Consider the following 20961-nt stretch of genomic DNA (forward strand, 5'->3'; position numbering starts at 1 on the left):
GCGCCGCGCGCGGCCCCCTATTGTGCGGCAAGCGGTGAGCCGCCGTGGCTCGGCCCCTGGCCCCTGGCCCGTGGCGGTCGGGCGCGGGGGCCGCCGGTCACCGCGGAGGGCGACCGCCGGGTGCGCTGCGCGGCTCAGCGCCTGCTGGCCCTGCGGTAGCCGATGCTCGCGGGCACCGCGAACACGACGATCGCGCCGAGCGACCACACGGCGGTGAGGGTGAGCGGGCGCGCGAGCGGCCCGCCGTAGGCGAGCGCGCGCATGGCGTCGACGCCCACTGACATGGGTTGGTTGTGCACCACCGGCTGGATCCATTTCGGGAAGGCGACCAGCGGCACGAAGCCGGTGCTGAAGAACATCATCAGTGAGGTGAGGATCGTGATGCTCTCCACCAGAGTCGATTTCGCGGTGAACACGGCGACCGAGGTGACGATGGTGGCGAAGGCCACGCCGAAGAACGTCGGGAGGAACAGGAAGACGATCGTCGCCGCGACACCTTCGTGGAAGCGGAATCCGAGCACGAAGCCCACCAGCACGACGGAGACGGTGCACGCGAAAATGCGGCAGCCCTCGGCGAGCACCCGCGAGGCGAGTCCGGAGGCACGGTGCACGGGCAGCACCCAGAAGCGGGCGAGCAGGCCCGCGTCGCGTTCGCGGCCGAGCAGGACACCTCCCGCGACCGCGCCGGAGAGCGCGCCGACCAGAGCGACCAAGGGCACCGAGCCGTACAGCGCGCTCTCGCCGGTGAACTTCCGGATCTGCCCGCCGATGACGGTGTTCAGCATGATCAGCAGTAGGCACGGGATGATCAGCGTCTCCAACAGCGTGACCGGGTTGCGCGCCCAGCGCAGCAGCAGTCGATGGGTCTGGATCAGCGTGTGCCGCACCAGTGCCGACCCCGATATCTCCGAGCCGGTGAGCAACTCGTCCGAGTGTTCGGTCAACAGCGCCATCACGCCCTCCTCGAGCTCAGCCGCATCGACAGCAGGATGGAGCTGGCCAGATAGCCCAGCGCCCAGACCAACGGCGGACCCATCAGCGACCAGGTCACCTCACCCGCGTTCGGCCCCTTGTCCCCGGCCAACGCCCGCAAGGCGATGGCCCACTGCGACACCGGCTGATTGCGCACGAACGGCTGCACCCATTCCGGGAACTGATCGGCAGGCGCGATCCCGGTGGACAGCATGCCCAGGATCAGCGGCGGCAACACCAGCGCCTGCGCCGTCGCCTCCGGGTTGTGCGACAAGGTGCCGATCACATCCCCGCCCCAGATCAGCGCGATCCCGACGAGCACCGAGAACAACACGAATCCGACTGTGTGGGCGGGGCTGAGGTAGAAGCGGAACCCGATGACGTATCCACAGATCAACCCGCTGATCAAGGCGATGATCAGGCGGAAGACGCTGCCGGCCAGGCGCGCGGTGACCGGGACCAGCGGGCCGATCGGCATCGAGCCGAAACGCCGGTTCAGCCCGGCCACGGAGTCGGTGGCGGCGCGGAAGGCCGCCGAGACCGCGGTGAACGCGGCGGCCTGCAGGATGACCAGCGGCATCATGTACTGCGCGTAGCTGCTGAACCCCGTGCCGATGACGGTCATGATGGTCTTCAGCGGGATGAAGAAGCTGGCGGTGAACGTCACGGGCGCGAGCACCGAGGTGAGCACCTCGCCGGTTCGCATCGACGGTGCGATCAACCGGGTGGTCAGCACCCACCACTGCTGCGGCCGCAGCGGCGTGGCACGGGTCTGGCTGAGCCAGGTCGCCGCCGCCGTCACGACGCGGCCTCCCGCCGTGCGATCTCTTCCGTCGTCGCCAGATGCCCGGTCAGCTGGAGGAATACGTCGTCGAGCGAGGGGCGACGCAGTGCGACGTCCACGAGATCGAAACCCGCGCTGTCCAGCCTGCGCAGCGCCTCCAGCAGTGTCTTCGCACCGTCCGGGGCCGGTATGGCGATCCGATCGGAATCGGGACCGAGCGCGTCCCGATTCTCCTGCGGCAACAGGTGGCCCAGCGCGGCGGCGATAGCGGGCAGGTCCCGCAGATTCAGCGGCACCACCTCGCAGTAGCTGCCGCCGGTGCGCGCCTTCAACTCGTCGGCGGTGCCCTGGGCGATCACCACGCCGTGATCGATGACGATGATCCGGTCGCTGAGCGCGTCGGCCTCCTCCAGGTACTGGGTGGTGAGCAGGGTGGTGATGCCCGCCTTCTTGAAGCCGGCGACCAGATCCCACACCCCTTGCCTGCTGCGCGGATCCAGGCCGGTGGTCGGCTCGTCCAGGAACACCACGTCGGGCCGCACGACCAGACCGCAGGCGATGTCGATGCGCCTGCGCATGCCGCCGGAGTAGGTGCCGACCCGGCGGCCCGCCGCGCGTTCGAGGTCGAACTCGGCGAGCAGTTCGTCCGCGCGGGCGCGGGCGGTCCGCTTGCGCAGGCCCATCAGCCTGCCGAACATCACCAGGTTCTCGTAGCCGCTGAGCATGTCGTCCAGCGCGGCGTACTGGCCGGTCAGCATGATGCTGCGGCGGACAGCCGCGGGATCGGCCAGCACGTCGTACCCGGCGACCGTCGCCCGGCCGCGATCCGGCCGGACCAGCGTGGACAGCACGTTCACCATGGTGGTCTTGCCCGCGCCGTTCGGTCCCAGAATGCCGAGCACCTCGCCCGGCTCGGCCGCGAAGTCGACTCCGCGCAATGCCTTGACCGCGCCGAAGGATTTCTCGATCCCTTCGACTACGACTCCTTGGTCGGAATTCATCCTCGGCCTCCCAGATGTGCATCGAGCACGCGCGCGACGACCGGCAGCACGTGCGGCGCGGTCAGTTCGTCGTGGGTCGCCTCGATGTCGTGGTTGATGATCTCGCCGGTCACGTACGGCCCCCAGCCGTCCGGACCGAAGATGTCGGAGGTGTCGACGATCGCGCTGAAGTACACGATGTCGCCGTCGAACACCGGACGGCGGTAACCGGTTCTGGTCCGCGCGGCGGCGTTGTAGGACGCGGCCATGCGCTCGAGCGTCGCGGCGTCGATCAGCGACACGCCGAGCCGTTCGCGGATCAGATCGGCCGCCTGCTGCGCGGTCGCGTCCGCGGGGACGTCGTGGATGCCGAACACCGCGCCGAAGGTGTTCACGAACGAGCCCGCGGTGAGCCGTTCGATACTGTCGCCGTCGATGTCGGCGGTGTCGGCGTCCAGCAGCGCGACCACGCCCACCTCGGCGCCTTCGGCCTTCAGCTTCGCCGCCGCCGCGTGGGCGATGAGGCCGCCGAACGACCAGCCGAGCAGGTGGTACGGCCCCTCGGGTTGCAGGGCACGGATCTCCCGCACGTACCGCTCGGCGAACTCGTCGATCGAGCGCGCGGGCGGTTCGTGGCCGCCGAGGTCGGGCGCTTGCAGCCCGTAGATCGGGCGGCCGGGTGCGAGCGCGTCGGCGAATCCCAGGTACGTCCAGGACATCCCGGACGACGGGTGGATGCAGAACAGCGCGGGTTGCTCGCCCCCGAGCCGGATCGGCAGCACCACGTCCAGCCCGAGGCCGCCCGCCGCGGGCACGGCCGGAGACGCCGTGGCCGCCGCTTCTTCCTCGGCGGCGGTCCGCGCCGCCGGGGTATGGGCGAACCGGGCCGCGGCGCTCAGGGCGTCGATCCACAGATCGGCCATTTCGGCGACCTCGTCCTGGTCGAGCAGCGTGGACGGGAAGCCGAAGCTCGCCCGCAACCGGTCGCCGATCACGACCGCGTTCACGTCGATCGCCGATTGCAGCGGCACGCCGGGGTCTTCGGCGACGTGCACGTCGCCGAGTTCGTCGGTCGGCAGCCAGCCCAGGCCCTCGAGTCCGGCCGGGATGTCCCCGGTGGAGTACCGGCCCAGGTAGTTGAAGCCGACCCGGCCCGGCAGCCGCCGCGGCAACTGGCGCGCGGTCTCGGCGTTGAGATAGCGCAGCAGGCCGAAGCCGATGCCTTTGTCGGGCACCGCGAGCAACTGGTGCTTCACGGCGCGGATCGCGGCGCCCAACGCGGGTCCACCGGCCAGCGCGTCGTCGATGTCGATCTGTGCCAGATCGAGGCGCACCGGGTAGATGCTGGTGAACCAGCCGACGGTGCGGGACAGATCGGCGCCGGGCACCACTTCTTCCTGACGGCCGTGACCTTCCAGGCGCAGCAGCGCCGACGGGTCACCGGCGCGCCAGCGCACCAGGGCCAGCGCCAAGGTGGCCAGCAGCGTGTCGTTGACGCTGCCCTGGAACAAGCCGGGCAGGGTGGTGAGCAGCGCGGTGGTGACCTCGGCGGACACCTCTCGCTCGACCATGCGCAGCGTGCCGGTCCGGTCGACGGCGGGATCGAGTTCCCGGCCGCCGATCAGCGGGTCGGGTCCGGCGAGCACGTCGTGCCAGTACGCCAATTCGGCGACCCGCTGTTCGGAGTGCGCCTCCTCGGTCAGCGCGTGGGCCCACCGGCGCATCGAGGTTCCGGTCTCCGCCAGCACCGGGGTGGCGCCCGCCGACACCTGGGCCCACGCGGCCACCAGGTCCGGGATCAGGATGCGCCAGGACACCCCGTCGATCACCAAGTGGTGCGCCAGCACGATCAACCGGCCCGATCGGGTGCGCGAGCCCGCGTCGCCGACCGGGTCGAGCCAGATGAATTGCAGCACCGTGCCGTTGGCCGGGTCGAGCCGGTCGGCGGCGGCGTCCAGCTCCGTCATGGCGAACTCGTGCAGTTCGATCGGGTCGACGGCGGTGAACTCGACGCGGTGCACCAGCGCGTCCACGTCGACCGATCCGGGGGAGCCGACCAGTATGCGCGGCCCGTCCGCGCCGTCGGTCACCAGCCGGGCGCGCAGCATGTCGTGCCGGTCCACCGCGGCGGCGAGCACGGTGACGATCTGCGACCGCTCGATGCCGACCGGTAGCTCCAGGACCGCCGTCTGGGCGAAGCGGTCGTGGTTTCCGCCGCGCTCCAGCATGTAGTGCGCGATCGGCGTGAGCGGCAGTTCGCCGACGCCGCCGCCGGGCAGCTCGTCCAACGTCACCGCGGCGCCCGCCGCGTCGACGGCCGCGGCCAGCGCCGCCACCGTGCGGTGCTCGAACACCTGCAGCGGGGTGCAGGTGATGCCCTGCTGCTTGGCGCGCGACACCAGCTGGATCGCCAGGATGCTGTCGCCGCCCAGCGCGAAGAACGAGTCGTCGGCGCCCACCCGCGCCACCCCCAGCAACTCGCCGAAGATCGCGGCCAGCTGCTGTTCGGTCGGCGTTTCGGGCGCGCGGTACTCGGTGCGGTCGGCGCGGAACTCCGGCGCGGGCAGCGCCTTGCGGTCCAGCTTGCCGACCGCGTTGAGCGGGATCTCGTCCAGCACGACGAACGCCGAGGGCACCATATAGCCGGGCAGGATGTCGGCGGCGAAGGCGCGCACCTTCGCCACGTCGAGCTCGGAGCCGGGCGTGCGGACCAGGTAGGCGGCCAGCGCGGTGGCCCCGGTGGGGCCGGGTACGCCGAGCGTCACCGCGAAGTCCACGCCGTCGGCGCGGCCGAGCACCGCGTCGATCTCGCCCAGCTCGATCCGCTGTCCGCGCACTTTGACCTGGAAGTCGGTGCGGCCCAGGTACTCCAGTTCGGGTCCGGAGTCGCCGCGGATCCAGCGCACCAGATCGCCGGTGCGATACATCCGTTCACCCGCCGTGCCGAAGGGACCGGCGACGAAGCGGGCAGCGGTCAGACTCGGCCGCGCGTGGTACCCGCGCGCCAGCGACGGCCCGGCGAGATACAGCTCGCCCGCCACGCCGAACGGGACCGGGCGCAACCGGTCGTCGAGGACCAGCACCTGCGCGCCCTGCACCGGCGTGCCGATGGTTACCGGGGCGCCCACCGCCAGTGGCGCCGAACCTGTTGCCCAGATAGTCGATTCGGTGGGTCCGTACAGGTTGACCATGGTGCGTCCGGTGGCCCAGCGCTCGACCAGTTCCGCGCCGACCGCCTCGCCTGCCACCGCGAGCACCCGGACGCTGGTCACCTCGGCGGGGTCGAGGGTCGCCAGCGCGGATGGCGTGATCACCATGTGGCTGACCTGTTCGGTGTCGATCAGCTCCGCCAGCGCGCCGCCGCCGAACACCTCCGGCGGTGCCACGACCGACGCGCCGCCGGAACCGAACGCCATGATCGCCTCGAACACCGACGCGTCGAAACTCGGTGACGCCACCTGCAGCACCCGGGAGCGCTCGTCCAGGCCGAGCGAAACTCGTTGCGCCGCGACGAGATCCGCGATGCCACGATGGGATACCGAGACGCCCTTCGGTGTGCCGGTGGAGCCGGAGGTGTAGATCATCCACGCCGCGTTGTCCGGCCGGATGGGGCCCGGCAGCTCACGCTCGCCCAGCGGCCGGCTGCTCGCGGCGCTCCACCGCTCGACGAGCGCGAGGTCGTCGAGCACCAGCCAGTTCGTGCTGTCGGGCAGCATGGGCCGGAACACGGCGAGGGTCAGCCCGAGCGTCGCGCCGGAGTCGGTGAGCATGTGATCGATGCGCTCGACCGGGTGCTTCGGATCGACCGGAAGGAACGCCGCCCCCGCTTTCGCCGCGGCCCACATGCCGATGAGCAGTTCCGGCGAACGCGGCAGCCCCAGCGCGACCACGGTTTCCGGACCGCCGCCCGACTCGAGCAACACTCGGGCCAGGCGATTGGCGTGCGCGTCGATCTCGGCATAGGTGGTGGTCTGCCCGTCCGACACCAAGGCGATGCGGTCCGGGTACCGCCGCACGGTCTCCGCCAGCAGGTCTGGCAGGATCCTGGTCGCCGCCGCGGCGGGGCCACGCACGGGTACCAACGTCGCCCGTTCGGTGTCGTCGAGAATGTCGATATCGGCGATGCGTACCTCGGGCCGCGCCAGCACCGCAGCGAGCACGCGCCGCCACCGGGTGGCGAACGCGGACACCGTCGCCTCGTCGAACAGATCCGTGGCGTAGGTCAGCACGGCCTCGATGCCCGCCGGACCGCCTGCGGCGAAGCGCTCGCGCAGATCCAAGGTCAGGTCGAACTGGGAGGCGTCGCGCTCGAAGTCCTCCACCTCGAACCGCAGGCCGGGCAGTTCCAGCACGGGTTCGACGAAGTTCTGCAGCGACAGCGAGACCTGGAACAGCGGGTGGTGCGCGGTCGAGCGAGCCGGATCCAGCACCTGGACCAGCCGCTCGAACGGCACGTCCGCGTTGGCGAAGGCGTCCAGGTCAGTGGACCGGACGGTGTCCAGGAACGCGGCGAAGCCCGCGCCCGGATCGACCGGGGTGCGCAGTGCCAGGGTGTTGACGAACATGCCGACGAGCTGGTCCAGCGCTTCCTCGCCGCGTCCGGCGACCGGGGTGCCGATCAGCACGTCGTCGGTGGTGGCGAGGCGCGCGAGCAGCACCGCGAGCGCCGCGTGCACCACCATGAACGGGCTGACGTGGTGCGCGGTGGCGAAATCCACCAGCGCTCGGTGCGTCTCGGCGTCGACGGTGAAGCCGAAGTCGGCGCTGTGCATGGTCTGCACCGCGGGGCGTGGCCGGTCGGAGGGCAGTTCCAGCACGTCGGGCGCGCCGGCCAGGGTCGCGCGCCAGAACTCGATCTGCCGCGCCGCCAACGATTCCGGATTCGCCTCGTCGCCGAGCACCTCGCGGTGCCACAGCGCGAAATCGGCGTACTGCACCGGCAGCGGGACACGGACGGCGTGCCCGCCCGCGGACCGTTCGGAGTAGGCGGCGACCAGGTCGGCGGCCAGTGGCGCCATCGACGCGCCGTCGGCGCTGATGTGGTGCACCACCAGCACGACGACGTGCACCGGCGGCGTGGCGGCGGCGATCTCGCCGGAACTCGCGGTGTAACTCGATGAGACCGGTGCGGTCGCGCTCACGGGCCCGGACGAGATCGGCGCTTCGCCGGTGGAAGGGGCCGACGACACCGGTCCCGCACTCGCGGAGGGCTCGACGTCGCCGTGGATCCGGAACAGGCCGACCCGCAGCGGCGGCTGGGTGGCGAGATCGAAGCCGGTTCCCGCCAATTCGGCGATCCGCTCCCGCAGTTCCGCGCCGTCCTCGGTGTCGGTCACCGGCATCGCTGGCACGGCCACGTCGGCGTCGACCACGACTTGACGCGGCCCTTCCGCGTCGGCGGGGTAGAGCGTGCGCAGGCTCTCGTGCCGGTCCACGACGTCGACGAGCGCCGCGCGCAGCGCATGGACGTCCAGCTCTCCGGTGAGCCGCAGTGCCACCGCGATGTTGTAGGCGGCGGAAGCCGGATCCATCCGGTTGAGCACCCACATGCGCTGTTGTGCGGGAGACAGCGGAACCCGGTCCGGCCGGATGCGGGGCGCGAGGCCGAACCCGCCCGGCGCGGCGCCGGTGGCGGGCACCCGGGCGGACAGCTGGGCCACGGTCGGCGCGTCGAACAGATCACGCAGCGCGATCCGCGAGCCGAGCGCCGCGTTCACTCGCGCCACCACCTTGGTCGCGCTCAGCGAGTTGCCGCCGAGTTCGAAGAACGACTGGTCGACGCCGACGCGCTCCCGTTCGAGCACTTCGCCGAACACGGCGGCCACCGCCTCCTCGACGGGGCCGCGGGGCGCGAGGTAGGGCCGGTGGCTGTCGGAGAAGTCCGGCACCGGAAGGGCTTTGCGATCCAGCTTGCCGACCGGGGTGAGCGGGATAGTCTCCAGTACGACGAGGTAACCGGGCACCATGTAGCCGGGCAGTTCGGCGGCCACCTGCGCGCGCAGCCGCTCGACGTCAAGCCGCGCGCCTTCGACGGGCAGCACGTAGGAGACCAGCACGGTCGTCCCGGCGGGGCCGGTGCGCCCGATGGTCACCGCGTATTCGACCTCGTCGTCGCGGGAGAGCACCGCGTCGATCTCGCCCAGCTCGATGCGCAGGCCGCGGATCTTGACCTGGAAATCGCTGCGGCCCAGGTACTCCAGCTCGGGACCGGCGCCGTTGTCGACCCAGCGCACCATGTCGCCGGTGCGGTACATCCGCTCGCCGGGTTCGCCGAAGGGGTCGGCGACGAACCTGCTCGCGGTCATCTCGAACCGGTTGAAATAGCCGCGCGCGAGCGCGGGACCCGCGAGGTACAGCTCACCGGGCACTCCCATGGGCACGGGACGCAGCCAGGCGTCCAGCACCACGGTGTCCGCGCCGCGGATGGGGCCGCCGATCGTGATCGGCTCGCCGCTGACGAGTTCGCCCGGCCCGGTCGCCCAGATGCTGAACTCGGTGGGGCCGTACAGGTTCACCATCCGCCTGCCCGGCGCCCACCGCTCGATCAGCTCCGGCGTCGCCGCCTCGCCCGCGACCGCGAGGACGCGCAAGTGTTCCAGCCCGGCGGGTTCCATGGTGGCCAGCGCCGACGGCGTGATCACGGCGTGGGTGACGCGCTGGGTGCGCAGCAGCGTCTCCAGTTCCGTCCCGCCGTAGACATCCGGCGGCGACACCACCAGCCTGCCGCCCGCGCCGTGCGCGATGAGCAGTTCGAACACCGAGGCGTCGAAACTCGGCGAGGCCACTTGCAGCGCGCTGGTGGTGTGGTCGAGCGCGAGCTTCTCCCGTTGCGCGGTTACGAGATTCGCGATGCCGCGATGGCTGAGCAGCACGGCCTTGGGCTTGCCGGTGGAGCCGGAGGTGTAGATCAGGTACGCCGTCTGATCGAGGTCGATCGGGCCGCCGCGCTCCTCGTCGGTGATCGGCGCTTCGGACACCGTCATCACCCGGCGAATGGTGTTCAGGTCGTCGAGCAGCAGCCAGTCGATCGTGCCGGGAAGCGTCTCGCCGGTCGCGGTGACCGTCACGCCGATCGGGGCCTTGGAGTCGCTGAGCATGTGCTCGATGCGTTCCACCGGGTAGTTCGGGTCCAGCGGAGCGAACGCCGCGCCGGTCTTGGCCAGCGCCCACACGGCGACCACCGATTCCAGCGAACGGGTGAGCGCCAGCACGACGAACACCTCCCGCCCGACGCCGCGGCGCAGCAGTACCCGGGCGAAGCGGTTGGACCAGGCGTCGAGTTCGGCGTAGGACATGGTGAGCTCGCCCGCGGTGATCGCGATCGCGTCCGGATCGATGCGCGCGCCCGCGGTGAGCAGCTCGGGCAGCGTGGCGGGCGGCACGGACTCCGGGCCGCGTACCGGCGCCAGCGCGGCGCGCTCGGCGTCGTCGCAGTATTGCAACTGGGAGACCAGCGCGTGCGGGTTGTCCGCGAGTTGGGTCAGCAGCCGGACGAAGCGATCCAGCAGCGGCCGGGCCTCCTCCGCCGGAAGCTGGTCGGCCATGTACTTCAGCGTGATCCGCAGCGTGTCCCTGCCGTCGTCGCCGCGCAGCGGGATCACCATGAGGTTCAGCGGGTACGGCGTCGCGTCGGTGCCCTCCACGTCGAGCACCCGCATGCCCGCGATGTCCAGCGCCTGCGACAGCGCTTCGCGGTCGATGGGATAGGACTCGAATACGGTGAGCGTGTCGAACAATTCGGCGAGGCCGACCGCCTGGTGGATGGCGGCCAATCCGACGTGCTGATGGTCCATCAGCCGCGCCTGCTCGGCCTGCACGCGCGCGAGCAGGTCGGCGACCTTTTCCGCCGGATCCAGCCGCACCCGCACCGGCAGCGTGTTGATGAACAGGCCGACCATCTCCTCGACCCCGGCCAGCTCCGGCGGCCGTCCCGAGACCGTGCCGCCGAACACCACGTCGGTGCGTCCGGTGAGCATGGCCAGCAGCATCGCCCACGCGGCCTGCACCAGGGTGTTCACCGTCGCGCCCGCTTCCCGGCCCGTGGCCTCCAGCCCGGCGACGGTGTCGCGGGCCAGGTCGACGGAGGTCATGCCGGTTTCGGTCGATTCGATCCCGGCGAGGGTGGGCACCGCGCGGGTCGGCGTGTCGACACCGGCCAGCGACTCGGTCCATGCGGCGAGGGATTCCGCGTCGTCCTTGGTCTCCAACCAGGTCAGGAACTCACGATAGGAATGCGCGGGCGGCAGGGCCGCGGCGTCACCGTCGGTGACGTAGAGGGTGAGCAGTTCGCGTACCAGCAGCGGCGTCGACCAGCCGTCCAGCACCAGGTGGTGGTTGGTCAGCACGAAACGGTAGGTGTCCGGGGCGATCCGGATGAGCGTGCAGCGCAGCAGGGGGGGCCGGGTGAGCTCGAACCGGGTGCGGGCGTCCACCGCGATCAACCGGTCGACTTCCCCGGCGCGCTCGGTCTCGTCGGCGATACCGCTGAGATCCGCTTCCCGCCAGTCGATCTCGGCGTCGGCCAGGACGAGCTGGCGCGGGCCGTCCTCGGTCTCGACGAAGGCGACGCGCAGGTTCTCGTGGCGGGTCACCAAAGCCTGTGCGGCGCGGCGCAACCGGGCCGCGTCGACGGTGCCTGCCAAGGTCAGCAGCGACTGCACCGTGTAGCCGTCGGCGGTGTCGGAATCGTAGAGCGCGTGGAAGAGCAGGCCGTACTGCAGTGGCGAGAGCGGCCACACGTCGGCGAGGTTCGGGTAGGCGCGCTCCCAGTCGTCGATCTGCGCCTGTGTGACGGTGACCAGATCGAAGTCCGACGGTGTGCGTCCGCCCGCGCTCGCGGACGCGACATGCCGAGCCAGCGCGCCGAGCGCCTGCTCCCACAGCGCGGCGAGTTCGCCGAGATCCGCCTCCTCGAAAAGCCGTCCGGCGTAGCCCCAGGTCACCTCGAGTCCGGCATCGGTGAGCACGGCGTTGATGTCGACCGCGGCGGCCAGCGGCGCGCGGTCGTCCTGGGTCGCGGCGAACCGGCGCGGCAGCCACGGTTCCGCGTCGCCGCCGGTGGACGCGCGCCCGAGGTAGTTGAAGCTGATCTGCGGGGTGGGCGCGTCCGCGAGCGCCGCCGCCGTGCTCGGAACCAGGTAGCGGAGCATCCCGAATCCGACGCCTTTGTCCGGCAGCGCGCGCAGCTGTTCCTTGGTCGCCTTGATCGCGGCGCCCGCCGCGGCCCCGCCCGCGAACGCGTCCGCCACGTCGATGCCGGTCAGATCGACCGCGACGGGGTAGACGCTGGTGAACCAGCCCACCGTGCGCGCCACGTCGGCGCCCGGCAGGACGGTTTCCGCGCGGCCGTGGCCCTCCAGCGTGAACAGCGTGGAGCTGCGCTCGCGCCACCGTGCCACCGCCAGCGCGAGGGCTGCCAGCAGCACGTCGTCGGCGCCGCAGTGGAAACGATCCGGCGCGGTGGTGAGCACGGACTGCGCGATGTCCGGCGGTACGACGGTCGTCAGGTGCGCCATGGAGCCCACCACATCGACGGCCGGGTCCATCGGCGCCGAGCCGAGCGCGGGGTCGGGTGTCGTCAGGACACGTTGCCACAACGGCAGTTCGCCGGTGCGCGAGGCCGCGTGCTCGCGCTGGCCGTGCGCCCAGCGCCGGAACGAGGTGCCGACCGGAGCGAGCTCGGCGCCCAGCGCGGCGGTGGCGAGGTCCGGCAGCAGGATCCGCCAGGAAACGCCGTCGGTGACGAGGTGGTGCAGCACCAGCCACAGCAGCGGGGCGGCGTCGGCACGCTCGACCCACACGAATCGCGCGACCACGCCGGCCTCCGGGTCGAGCAGGTCGGCGGCGCGCTGCAACGCACGCTCGCAGGTCGCGTCGAGATCAGCGTCCGCGGGCACGATTTCGAGCAGGGCGCCGGCGTTCACCGCACCGGGCTCGGCGACCACCCAGTTCCAGCCGTCGCCGGTGCGGCGCAGCGTCGAACGCAGCAGGTCGTGCCGGTCGAACAGCGCTGCGAGCGCGGCGACGAGATCCGTGCGTTCCATGCCCGACGGCAACTCGATCAGCACCGCTTGGGCGAACCGCCGCCAGGTGTCACCGGTCTCGAGCATCGCGTGCACGATCGGCGTCAGCTCTACGTCGCCGACTCCGCCGCCGGGCAGCTCGTGCACGACTCCGGTCGGCACATCGGTGGCCACCGCGGCCAGCGCGGCGACGGTCTTGCGCTCGAAGACATCCCGTGCGCCGAACCCGAGCCCGGCCGCCTTCGCCCGCGACACCAGCTGGATCGAGACGATGCTGTCGCCGCCGAGCGCGAAGAAACTCTCGTCCACTCCCACCGATTCCAGGCCGAGCACCTCCGCGAACAGCGCGGCGAGCGTCTCCTCGCGCGGTGTGGACGGCGGCCTGCTCGCGGTGGTGCGCGCGCCGAATTCCGGTGCGGGCAGCGCCTTGCGGTCCACCTTGCCGAGCGGCGTGAGCGGAAGACGGTCGAGCACCATGATCACGGCGGGCACCATGTAGGCCGGAAGCGACTCTCCTACCGCGGCTTTCAGCGCCTCGGGGTGGATCTGCGCACCCGGCTCCGGCAGCACGTACGACACGAGCGCGGTGGCGCCCGAACCTGTTTCGACGCCGAGGGTGAGCGCGAAGTCGACGTCGGGCTGCCGCTGCAAGGCGGCATCGATCTCGCCGAGCTCGATGCGGAAGCCGCGCACCTTCACCTGGAAGTCGCTGCGTCCCTGGTACTCCAGTTCGACGCGGCCGTCGTTGTGCACCCAGCGCACGAGATCGCCGGTGCGGTACATCCGCTCGCCCGTGCCGTACGGGTCGGCGACGAAACGGTCGGCGGTCAGCCCGTTGCGCCGGTGGTAACCGCGCGCGACGCCGGGACCGGCGAGGTAGAGCTCCCCGACGGTGCCCGGCGGCAGCGGACGCAGCCACGGATCCAGGACCACCGCCGACACGTCGCGGGCCAGACTGCCGATGGTGACCGGACCGTCCGGCGTCAGCGGGGCGCTGAGGGTGACGGTGATGGTGGTCTCGGTGGGCCCGTAGCCGTTCAACAGGGTCCGGCCCGCCCATTTGGTCACCAGTTCGGGCGGGCAGGCGTCGCCGCCCACGATCACGGTACGCAGCTCGGGCAGGCTCGCCGGGTCCAGCGAACCCACGACGGCCGGGGTCACGTTGAGGTGGGTGACGCGGTGGGCGCGCAGTACCTGGGCCAGCTCCTCGCCCGCGTACGCCGACGGCGGCACCACGGCCAGCGTCGCGCCCGTGGCCAGGGTGACCAGGATCTCCTCGACCGAGATGTCGAAACTCGGCGACACGGCGTGGGCGACGACGGACTCGGCGTCGATGCCGAATCCGGCGCCGGAACTCGCCACCAGGTTGGCCAGCCCTCGGTGCGGGACGAGCACGCCTTTCGGGAGCCCGGTGGAACCGGAGGTGTAGATGATGTACGCGGCCTGGTCCGGGTGCGTCGCCGCGGTGCGGTCGGCGTCGGTCAGCGGCGCGGCATCCTGCTCGGCCATCGCCCGTTCGGTGCCCTCGTCGTCGAGCGACAGCCAGGACACCCGGCGTGGCAACGACTTTCGCGCGGCCGCCGTCGTGATGCCCGCGACGACGCCGCTGTCGCCGACCATGTGCTCGATCCGGTCGGCGGGGTAGGTCGGGTCGATCGGCACGAACGCCGCGCCGGTCTTGGCCACCGCGATCGTCGCCAGCACCGACCCGATGGACCGCGGGATGGAGATCGCCACGGTGCGCTCGGGCCCGGCGCCCGCGGTGATCAGCACCCGGGCCAGCCGGTTGGTGTAGTCGTCGACCTGACGGTAGGTCAGCGCGGTCTCGCCCTCCACCAGCGCGGTCGCCAGCGGATCGCGGGCCGCGCCTTCGGCGAGGAGGGCGGGCAGCGTCCGCGCCGCGACGCCAGCGGGTCCCCGGGCGGGTGCGAAGCCGGTGCGCTCGTCGTCCGACAGCACCGGCACGCTCGCCAGCGGCGCGTCCGGCCCGGCGGCCAGGAAACGGTGCAGGAACGAAAGGAAGCGGCGATGCTGCCCGGTCAGCTCGGCCTCGGTGTAGAGGTTGCCGTTGGCCTGGAAGTCGATGTGCGTGCTCTCGCCGCCGACGCCCGGATACAGGTTGACGAACAGGTCGTCGATCAACCCGGAGGTCAGCACGTGCAGCCGCCCGGTCACCGGGCCGAGTTGGATTCTGGTGTCGACCATCATCAGGTTCACCGACGGGCCGAACGACCCGGCCTCGTCCATCGGCCAGCCCAGATCGCGGAAGATGTCCTCCTGCCGGTAGCGCTGGCGCCGCAGCGCCCCGGTCAGCTCGCCCTGGGCCGCCCGGATCACGTCGCCGACGGTCGTGGCGGGCGCCAGCCGCAGCCGCAGCGGGACCACGTTGGCGATCATGCCGCCGGAACGCCGCAGCGTCGCGGTGGTGCGCGCGGACACCGGCAGGCTCAGCACGACTTCCGGCGCGCCGGTCATCGCGGACAGATACGCGCCGAAGGCGGCGACCACGGTCGGCGCGACACCGGAGGACACCTGCTCGGCGACGGCGTCCAGCAGGGTGCCGGTGTCGGCGGGCAGCGCGCCGGTGACCCGCCGCGGATGCCCGTCCACGCCCGCGGTGCGGCCGGCCAGGCTCACCGGATCGGCCATGCCGTCCAGATGCGCCTGCCAGTGCTCCCGGTCCGCGCCGAACCGCTCGGAACTGCGGTAGGCCAGATCGGCCTCGACGATCTTGCGCAGGTCCTCGGCCTTCGCGGGCGACGCTTCGCGGCCCTCGACGGCGGCGTTGTACAGCTCTCCGGTGCGCTGCACCATGGTCAGCGCGCCCATGCCGTCGAGCACGATGTGGTGGATGCGCGAATACCAGAACCAGCGGTCCGCGCCGACGCGCAGCATGGCGATGCGCACCAGCCGGTCGCGGGTCAGCTCCAGCGGGGCCTCGTACTCCGCGCGCATCCACGCGTGCGCGGCCGCCTCGGGATCGGGTTCGGAACGGAAGTCCAGCGTTTCCAGACTGTCGTCGAGCGTGGGGTCGACGAATTGGAACGGATGTCCCTCCACCTCGACCAGGCGCAGGTAGCCGGTGCCGAACTCGCGCCCGGCCTGCCGCGCCGACCGCGCGAGCAGGTCGAGGTCGATCGGACCGTTCAGTTCGACGTACTGGGCGATCGAGATCGGAGTATCGCCGGCGACGTGCTGGGCGAACCAGATGCCGCGCTGTGCCGCCGATAGGGCGAAAGCCCCATCGGGAAGAACTGTGTCGGAATCTTTCGCCGAAAGGGAAGGCTGTTGCATGACGTGTCCTACGTTCTGACCGCGATCCGGCCGATCGGCAGTGACCGCCCGTAGCCACGTAGCGGTAGTACCTGCCGCCGCACAGCACGCGGCAACTCAATTCTGAACCGGCGCGGTCGACGCTGCGGGGGTATTGGGCACACTGCGCGACCCGAACATCGCTGTTCGGGTCGCGGGGGAGGGGTTGTGTCCGGTCAGGCGGCTTTCGGGAGAAGATCCAGGTCGGCCGCGCCCAGCGGGGCGGCGGAGCTGGTCAGGTAGCGCTGCAGAGTGGAGCGCTCGTCCAGCACCAGCCAGGTGATCGCTTCCGCGGACTCGGGCTGCTGGTCCTTGGTGGTGACGCCCACCGAGGTGCCGAGCGCGTAGGAGCCGTCGTCGGTCACCGGGACGGCGATGGCGCCGATCTTGGTGGCGGCCCGCTCGGCCACGACGGACTCGATCGCCTGGTCGATCGCGACCGCGATCCGGGTGCCGGGTCCGGCGCCGAGGCGCAGCAGCAGCCGGGCCAGGCGATTGGACCAGCGGTCCAGCTCGGCGTAGGTCAGGTCGCAACCGGCGGTGGAGGCCACGACCGCGTGCGGATCGACCTCGGCGACGGGCTGTGCCACCGGCAGGGAGTACAGGTTGTCGGCGAGCGAATCGGTCAGCGTGTGCATGTCGTGTCCTAGGGGTCGATTGAGAGGTTCTCGGCGTACCTCTGAATCTCGTCCTCGAGCGGACTTTTCGACAGCAACCCCAGCGCTGGTCCGCGCACTCCAAGGGTGCGGGAAACCTCACCCAAGGGGTGGGCGGTCAGTCGGTCACGTAACCGTTGAGCGTGTTGCGCAGGTCGGTGAGCAGGGCGCGGGCGGCGGTGAGGCCGTCGCCGTGCCAGACGCTGTCCTCCACGGCGAACACCCGGCGATCGGTGGCGGCGCCGAGTTCCTTCCACTCGTCGGTGCGCAGCACCGCTTCACCGTGTTTCTTGCCCTCCTGGCCCGCGAGGATCACGTAGATCAGGTCGCCCTCCGCCTTGGTGGCGAACTCGCTCTCGCGCACGTCGAACGAGGCGCCGCGCTGCGCGGCAGGACGCTGCACGCCCGCGTCGGCGAGCACCTGGCCGGAGAAGCTGTCACCGCCCTGTACCCGCTGGGCGTCGGCGGTGAACCGGAGGATCGATGCCTGGGTCTGGCCCGCCGCCAGCGTGGTGCCGGTGTCGCGCGCCTCGGTGCGGTAGTTCTGCAGTGCGGTGTCCGCCGCGTCGCGCCGTCCCATGCCCGCCGCGAACGCGGCGAACTCGGCTTGCCAGCTGTTGTTCGAACCGACAAGCACGGTCGGTGCGATGGCTTGCAACGCGCTGAAACTCGCTGTGCCCGTGGGATTCTCGCCCAGAATCAGATCGGGATGCAGGGCTGCGATCCGGGCCGGGTCCGGCTGCGCGGCGGTGCCGACGCCGGGGATCTTCAGCACGCCGGTGCCCAGATAGGCCGGTTGCGGGCTCGGGCCGTCGAGGGTCACCGTCCCCACGACCCGCTCCCACAGGCCGACCGCGCAGACGGCGTCCAGCGCGGAAGTGCTGAGCACGACGATGCGCTGCGGGTCGGCGGGGACCTCGGACACGCCCGCCGCATGGGTGACGCTGCGGGTGTCCCCGCCCGCCGGGTCGGGCGCGCTCGGCAGCGCGCAGGCTTTGGTGGTGTCGCGCTCCAGCCCCACCACGCCCGCGCCCGCGATGTTGGTGGTGGTGCGCACGATGGAGGCGGAGTCGTCGGTGGCGCCGCCGCAGCCCGCGAGCACGAGCGCGGCACACCCGGCCACGACCGCCAGGAACCGGTGACCGGCCGCGCCGTTCCGATGACGAATCGCGCGAATTCGGGTGCGTACCTGCATCACGTCGCTCACCGGCATGCGAGTGAGGGTACATGTCGGCGCCGTCCGGCCCCCGGGTGAGGTCGCGGCGGTTGGCGTCCGTGCGCCGCGCTTCGCGGGCAGGAATCCACCACCCAGCAGACGCCCGCACGCAACGCCGCGGTCGGTGCCTCTGCGTGCGGGCCGCCGGGGTCAGGCTCGATTGCCCCCGATGCTGAAGCGGGCGCCGGTGGCGTCGGTGACCGCGGCCATCCGGCCGTAGGGCGTGTCCTGGGGCGGCGAGAGCACCGTCCCGCCCAGTTCGGTGAGCCGCTCGACGGTCTTGTCCACGTCGTCCGCGCCGAAGTAGACGATCCAGCCCGCGGGTGCGCCCTCGGGCAGGAAGGCGGACGCGTCCATGACGCCGCCGAGCATCGGGCTCTCGGCGTGGATGGTGGAGTAGCGGAACTCCGGGGCGTCGGAGACGGTGAAGACGTCCGACCAGCCGAAGACCTCCCGGTAGAAGGTCAACGAGGCGTCGTAGGCGCGGGTGTGCAGCTCGAACCAGGACGGCGCGCCCGCGTGCTCACGCCACTGCCCGCCGGAGACCAGACCCATGGTCTCGAAGCCGGGGAACGTCCCGGCCTGCCAGATGCCGACGCCCGCACCTCCGACGTCGCCGAGCACGGCCATCCTGCCCAGCTCGCCCACCGCCATCGGCGGCACGACCAGCGACGCCCCCGCCGCCGTCGCCGCGTCGGCGGTGGCCTGTGCGCCGGAACTGGCCAGATACACCGTCCACTGTTCCGGGCTGTCGGTGTCGCCGGGCATCCTGGCCATCGCGCCCGCCACCGCGCGCCCGTCCTTGCGGAAGGTGACGTACCCGCCGAACTCCTCGCCCGCGCTCTCGGCGGTCCAGTCGAACAGTTCGCGGTAGAACGCGATACTCCGATCGAGGTCGGAGCTGTACAAATCGACCCAACAGGGATCGCCGATCTTCGTGCGGTTGGTTCCGGTCATCGCTGCTCTCCTGGCCTGAGGTGAACTCGTGTCACCTCTACAGACGCCCGCCACCCACAGAACTCATCGGTCCCGGAAAACAACACAGCTACGACAGAGAGTAGGACCCGTTCGGTCGGGCCCATCTTCACGGGTTTACGATTCGGAGAGCGCAAGCGAACTGTCGTCTGTTCCGACATCGGGATGGATGCGATCAGCGGAGCCTGCGGAGCGACCTAAAGGCACCTTTCAGGAGGATCAGTGACTGCCGTAGAGCCCCAGCCAGTCCCTCAGTTGGAAGCGACTCGGCCTTATCCGGCTCGGACCGGGCCGAAGGGCTCGTTCATCTACAAGATGGTCACCACCACGGACCCGAAGGTCCTGGGTGTCATGTACCTGACCACGTCGATGGGCTTCTTCCTCATCGGTGGCCTGATGGCCCTGCTGATGCGCGGTGAGCTGGCCCGGCCGGGCCTGCAGTTCCTCTCGACCGAGCAGTTCAACCAGCTGTTCACCATGCACGGCACGATCATGCTGCTGTTCTACGCGACCGCGATCGTGTTCGGCTTCGCGAACATCATCCTCCCGCTGCAGATCGGCGCCCCCGACGTCGCCTTCCCGCGCCTGAACGCCTTCAGCTACTGGCTGTACGCGTTCGGCGCCAGCATGGCGACCGCGGGCTTCATCACCCCGGGCGGCGCCGCGGACTTCGGCTGGACGGCGTACGTGCCGCTCACCGACATCCTGCACTCCCCTGGCGTCGGCACCGACCTGTGGATCCTGGGCCTGGCGGTGTCCGGTCTGGGCACCATCCTCGGTGGCGTGAACATGCTGACCACGGTGGTCTGCCTGCGTGCTCCCGGTATGACCATGTTCCGGATGCCGATTTTCACCTGGAACATCGCCGTGACCAGCGTCCTGGTGCTGCTGGCCTTCCCGCTGCTGACCGCCGCGCTGTTCGGCCTGGCCTACGACCGTCACCTGGGCGGCCACATCTACGACCCCGCGACCGGCGGCATCCTGCTCTACCAGCACCTGTTCTGGTTCTTCGGCCACCCCGAGGTGTACATCATCGCGCTGCCGTTCTTCGGCATCGTCTCGGAGATCTTCCCGGTCTTCTCGCGTAAGCCGATCTTCGGTTACACCACGCTGGTCTACGCCACCCTGGGCATCGCCGCGCTGTCGATCGCGGTGTGGGCGCACCACATGTACGCCACCGGCGCCGTGCTGCTGCCGTACTTCTCGTTCATGACCTTCCTCATCGCGGTCCCGACCGGTGTGAAGTTCTTCAACTGGATCGGCACCATGTGGCGCGGTCAGCTGACCTTCGAATCGCCGATGCTGTTCTCCATCGGCTTCATCGTCACCTTCCTCTTCGGTGGTCTGTCCGGCGTCATCCTGGCCAGCCCGCCGCTGGACTTCCACGTCACCGACTCGTACTTCGTCGTGGCGCACTTCCACTACGTGCTCTTCGGCACCATCGTGTTCGCCACCTACGCGGGCATCTACTTCTGGTTCCCGAAGATGACCGGCCGGATGCTGGACGAGCGCCTGGGCAAGTGGCACTTCTGGACGACGTTCATCGGCTTCCACACCACCTTCCTGGTCCAGCACTGGCTGGGCGCCGAGGGCATGCCGCGCCGCTACGCCGACTACCTGCCCAGCGACGGCTTCACCACGCTGAACACGATCTCCACGATCGGCGCCTTCGTGCTCGGCGCGTCGATGCTGCCGTTCCTGTGGAACGTCTTCAAGAGCTACCGCTACGGCGAGGTGGTCACCGTGGACGACCCGTGGGGCTACGGCAACTCGCTGGAGTGGGCCACCACCTGCCCGCCGCCGCGGCACAACTTCTACGAGCTGCCGCGCATCCGCTCGGAGCGTCCCGCGTTCGAGCTGCACTACCCGCACATGGTCGAGCGCATGCGCGCCGAGGCGCACGTCGGCTGGGGCGCGGGCAAGCACGCCACCGACCTGCACGAGCCGAACGTCCTCGCACAGTAGGGCGCTTCCCCGGCGGGGCCGGACGGGTGACGTCCGGCCGCGCCGTAGGATTCATCGCGACGAGTGTGCACCCGCTGGT

8 protein-coding genes are annotated in these 20961 nt (G+C 70.7%); 1 reads left to right on the plus strand and 7 read right to left on the minus strand.

What is annotated here, in order from left to right:
- Window positions 1-134: 134 nt before the first annotated feature.
- The 7 genes from ACIA5H_RS32270 to ACIA5H_RS32300 all read right to left on the minus strand — a co-directional run bounded on the left by ACIA5H_RS32270 (window position 135) and on the right by ACIA5H_RS32300 (window position 18899).
- On the minus strand, window positions 135-953 hold the full coding sequence (locus ACIA5H_RS32270) for an ABC transporter permease (RefSeq protein ID WP_379253320.1): 819 nt from the start codon (window positions 951-953) through the stop codon (window positions 135-137).
- Window positions 953-1774, minus strand: a complete 822-nt coding sequence (locus ACIA5H_RS32275) for an antibiotic transporter (protein WP_379253321.1) — start codon at window positions 1772-1774, stop codon at window positions 953-955. The genes ACIA5H_RS32270 and ACIA5H_RS32275 overlap by 1 nt, the downstream gene beginning before the upstream one ends.
- A complete protein-coding gene (locus tag ACIA5H_RS32280) occupies window positions 1771-2757 on the minus strand; it encodes an ATP-binding cassette domain-containing protein (protein ID WP_355078756.1) in 987 nt (328 codons plus the stop codon). Before ACIA5H_RS32280 ends, ACIA5H_RS32275 begins: the two co-directional genes overlap by 4 nt.
- Window positions 2754-16052, minus strand: coding sequence for an amino acid adenylation domain-containing protein (locus ACIA5H_RS32285; RefSeq protein ID WP_397079582.1), 13299 nt, complete (start codon window positions 16050-16052; stop codon window positions 2754-2756). The genes ACIA5H_RS32280 and ACIA5H_RS32285 overlap by 4 nt, the downstream gene beginning before the upstream one ends.
- Before the next feature lie 194 nt (window positions 16053-16246).
- Window positions 16247-16708 carry an AMP-binding protein gene (locus tag ACIA5H_RS32290; RefSeq protein ID WP_355078758.1) on the minus strand — a complete coding sequence of 154 codons (462 nt, stop codon included), beginning with the start codon at window positions 16706-16708 and terminating at the stop codon, window positions 16247-16249.
- A gap of 136 nt (window positions 16709-16844) precedes the next feature.
- Complete coding sequence (locus tag ACIA5H_RS32295) at window positions 16845-17939, minus strand: ABC transporter substrate-binding protein (RefSeq protein ID WP_397079585.1); 1095 nt, start codon at window positions 17937-17939, stop codon at window positions 16845-16847.
- Between the two features lie 153 nt (window positions 17940-18092).
- On the minus strand, window positions 18093-18899 hold the full coding sequence (locus ACIA5H_RS32300; RefSeq protein WP_397079587.1) for a VOC family protein: 807 nt from the start codon (window positions 18897-18899) through the stop codon (window positions 18093-18095).
- 240 nt (window positions 18900-19139) lie between these two features.
- Here ACIA5H_RS32300 and ctaD point away from each other — a divergent pair, with 240 nt between their 5' ends.
- Window positions 19140-20882: a cytochrome c oxidase subunit I gene (gene ctaD, locus ACIA5H_RS32305; RefSeq protein ID WP_355078763.1), complete on the plus strand. Its 1743-nt coding sequence runs from the start codon at window positions 19140-19142 to the stop codon at window positions 20880-20882.
- Window positions 20883-20961 lie beyond the last annotated feature (79 nt).

The organism is Nocardia sp. NPDC051900 (genome assembly GCF_044452545.1).
Taxonomy (GTDB): Bacteria; Actinomycetota; Actinomycetes; order Mycobacteriales; family Mycobacteriaceae; genus Nocardia; species Nocardia sichangensis.

What these genes read in the sequence shown, in the direction of transcription:
- ACIA5H_RS32270 (WP_379253320.1), bottom strand. Translation starts at nt 953, where the DNA reads ATGGCGCTGTTGACCGAACACTCGGACGAGTTGCTCACCGGCTCGGAG.
- ACIA5H_RS32280 (WP_355078756.1), bottom strand. Translation starts at nt 2,757, where the DNA reads ATGAATTCCGACCAAGGAGTCGTAGTCGAAGGGATCGAGAAATCCTTC.
- ACIA5H_RS32285 (WP_397079582.1), bottom strand. Translation starts at nt 16,052, where the DNA reads ATGCAACAGCCTTCCCTTTCGGCGAAAGATTCCGACACAGTTCTTCCC.
- ACIA5H_RS32290 (WP_355078758.1), bottom strand. Translation starts at nt 16,708, where the DNA reads ATGCACACGCTGACCGATTCGCTCGCCGACAACCTGTACTCCCTGCCG.
- ACIA5H_RS32295 (WP_397079585.1), bottom strand. Translation starts at nt 17,939, where the DNA reads ATGCCGGTGAGCGACGTGATGCAGGTACGCACCCGAATTCGCGCGATT.
- ACIA5H_RS32300 (WP_397079587.1), bottom strand. Translation starts at nt 18,899, where the DNA reads ATGACCGGAACCAACCGCACGAAGATCGGCGATCCCTGTTGGGTCGAT.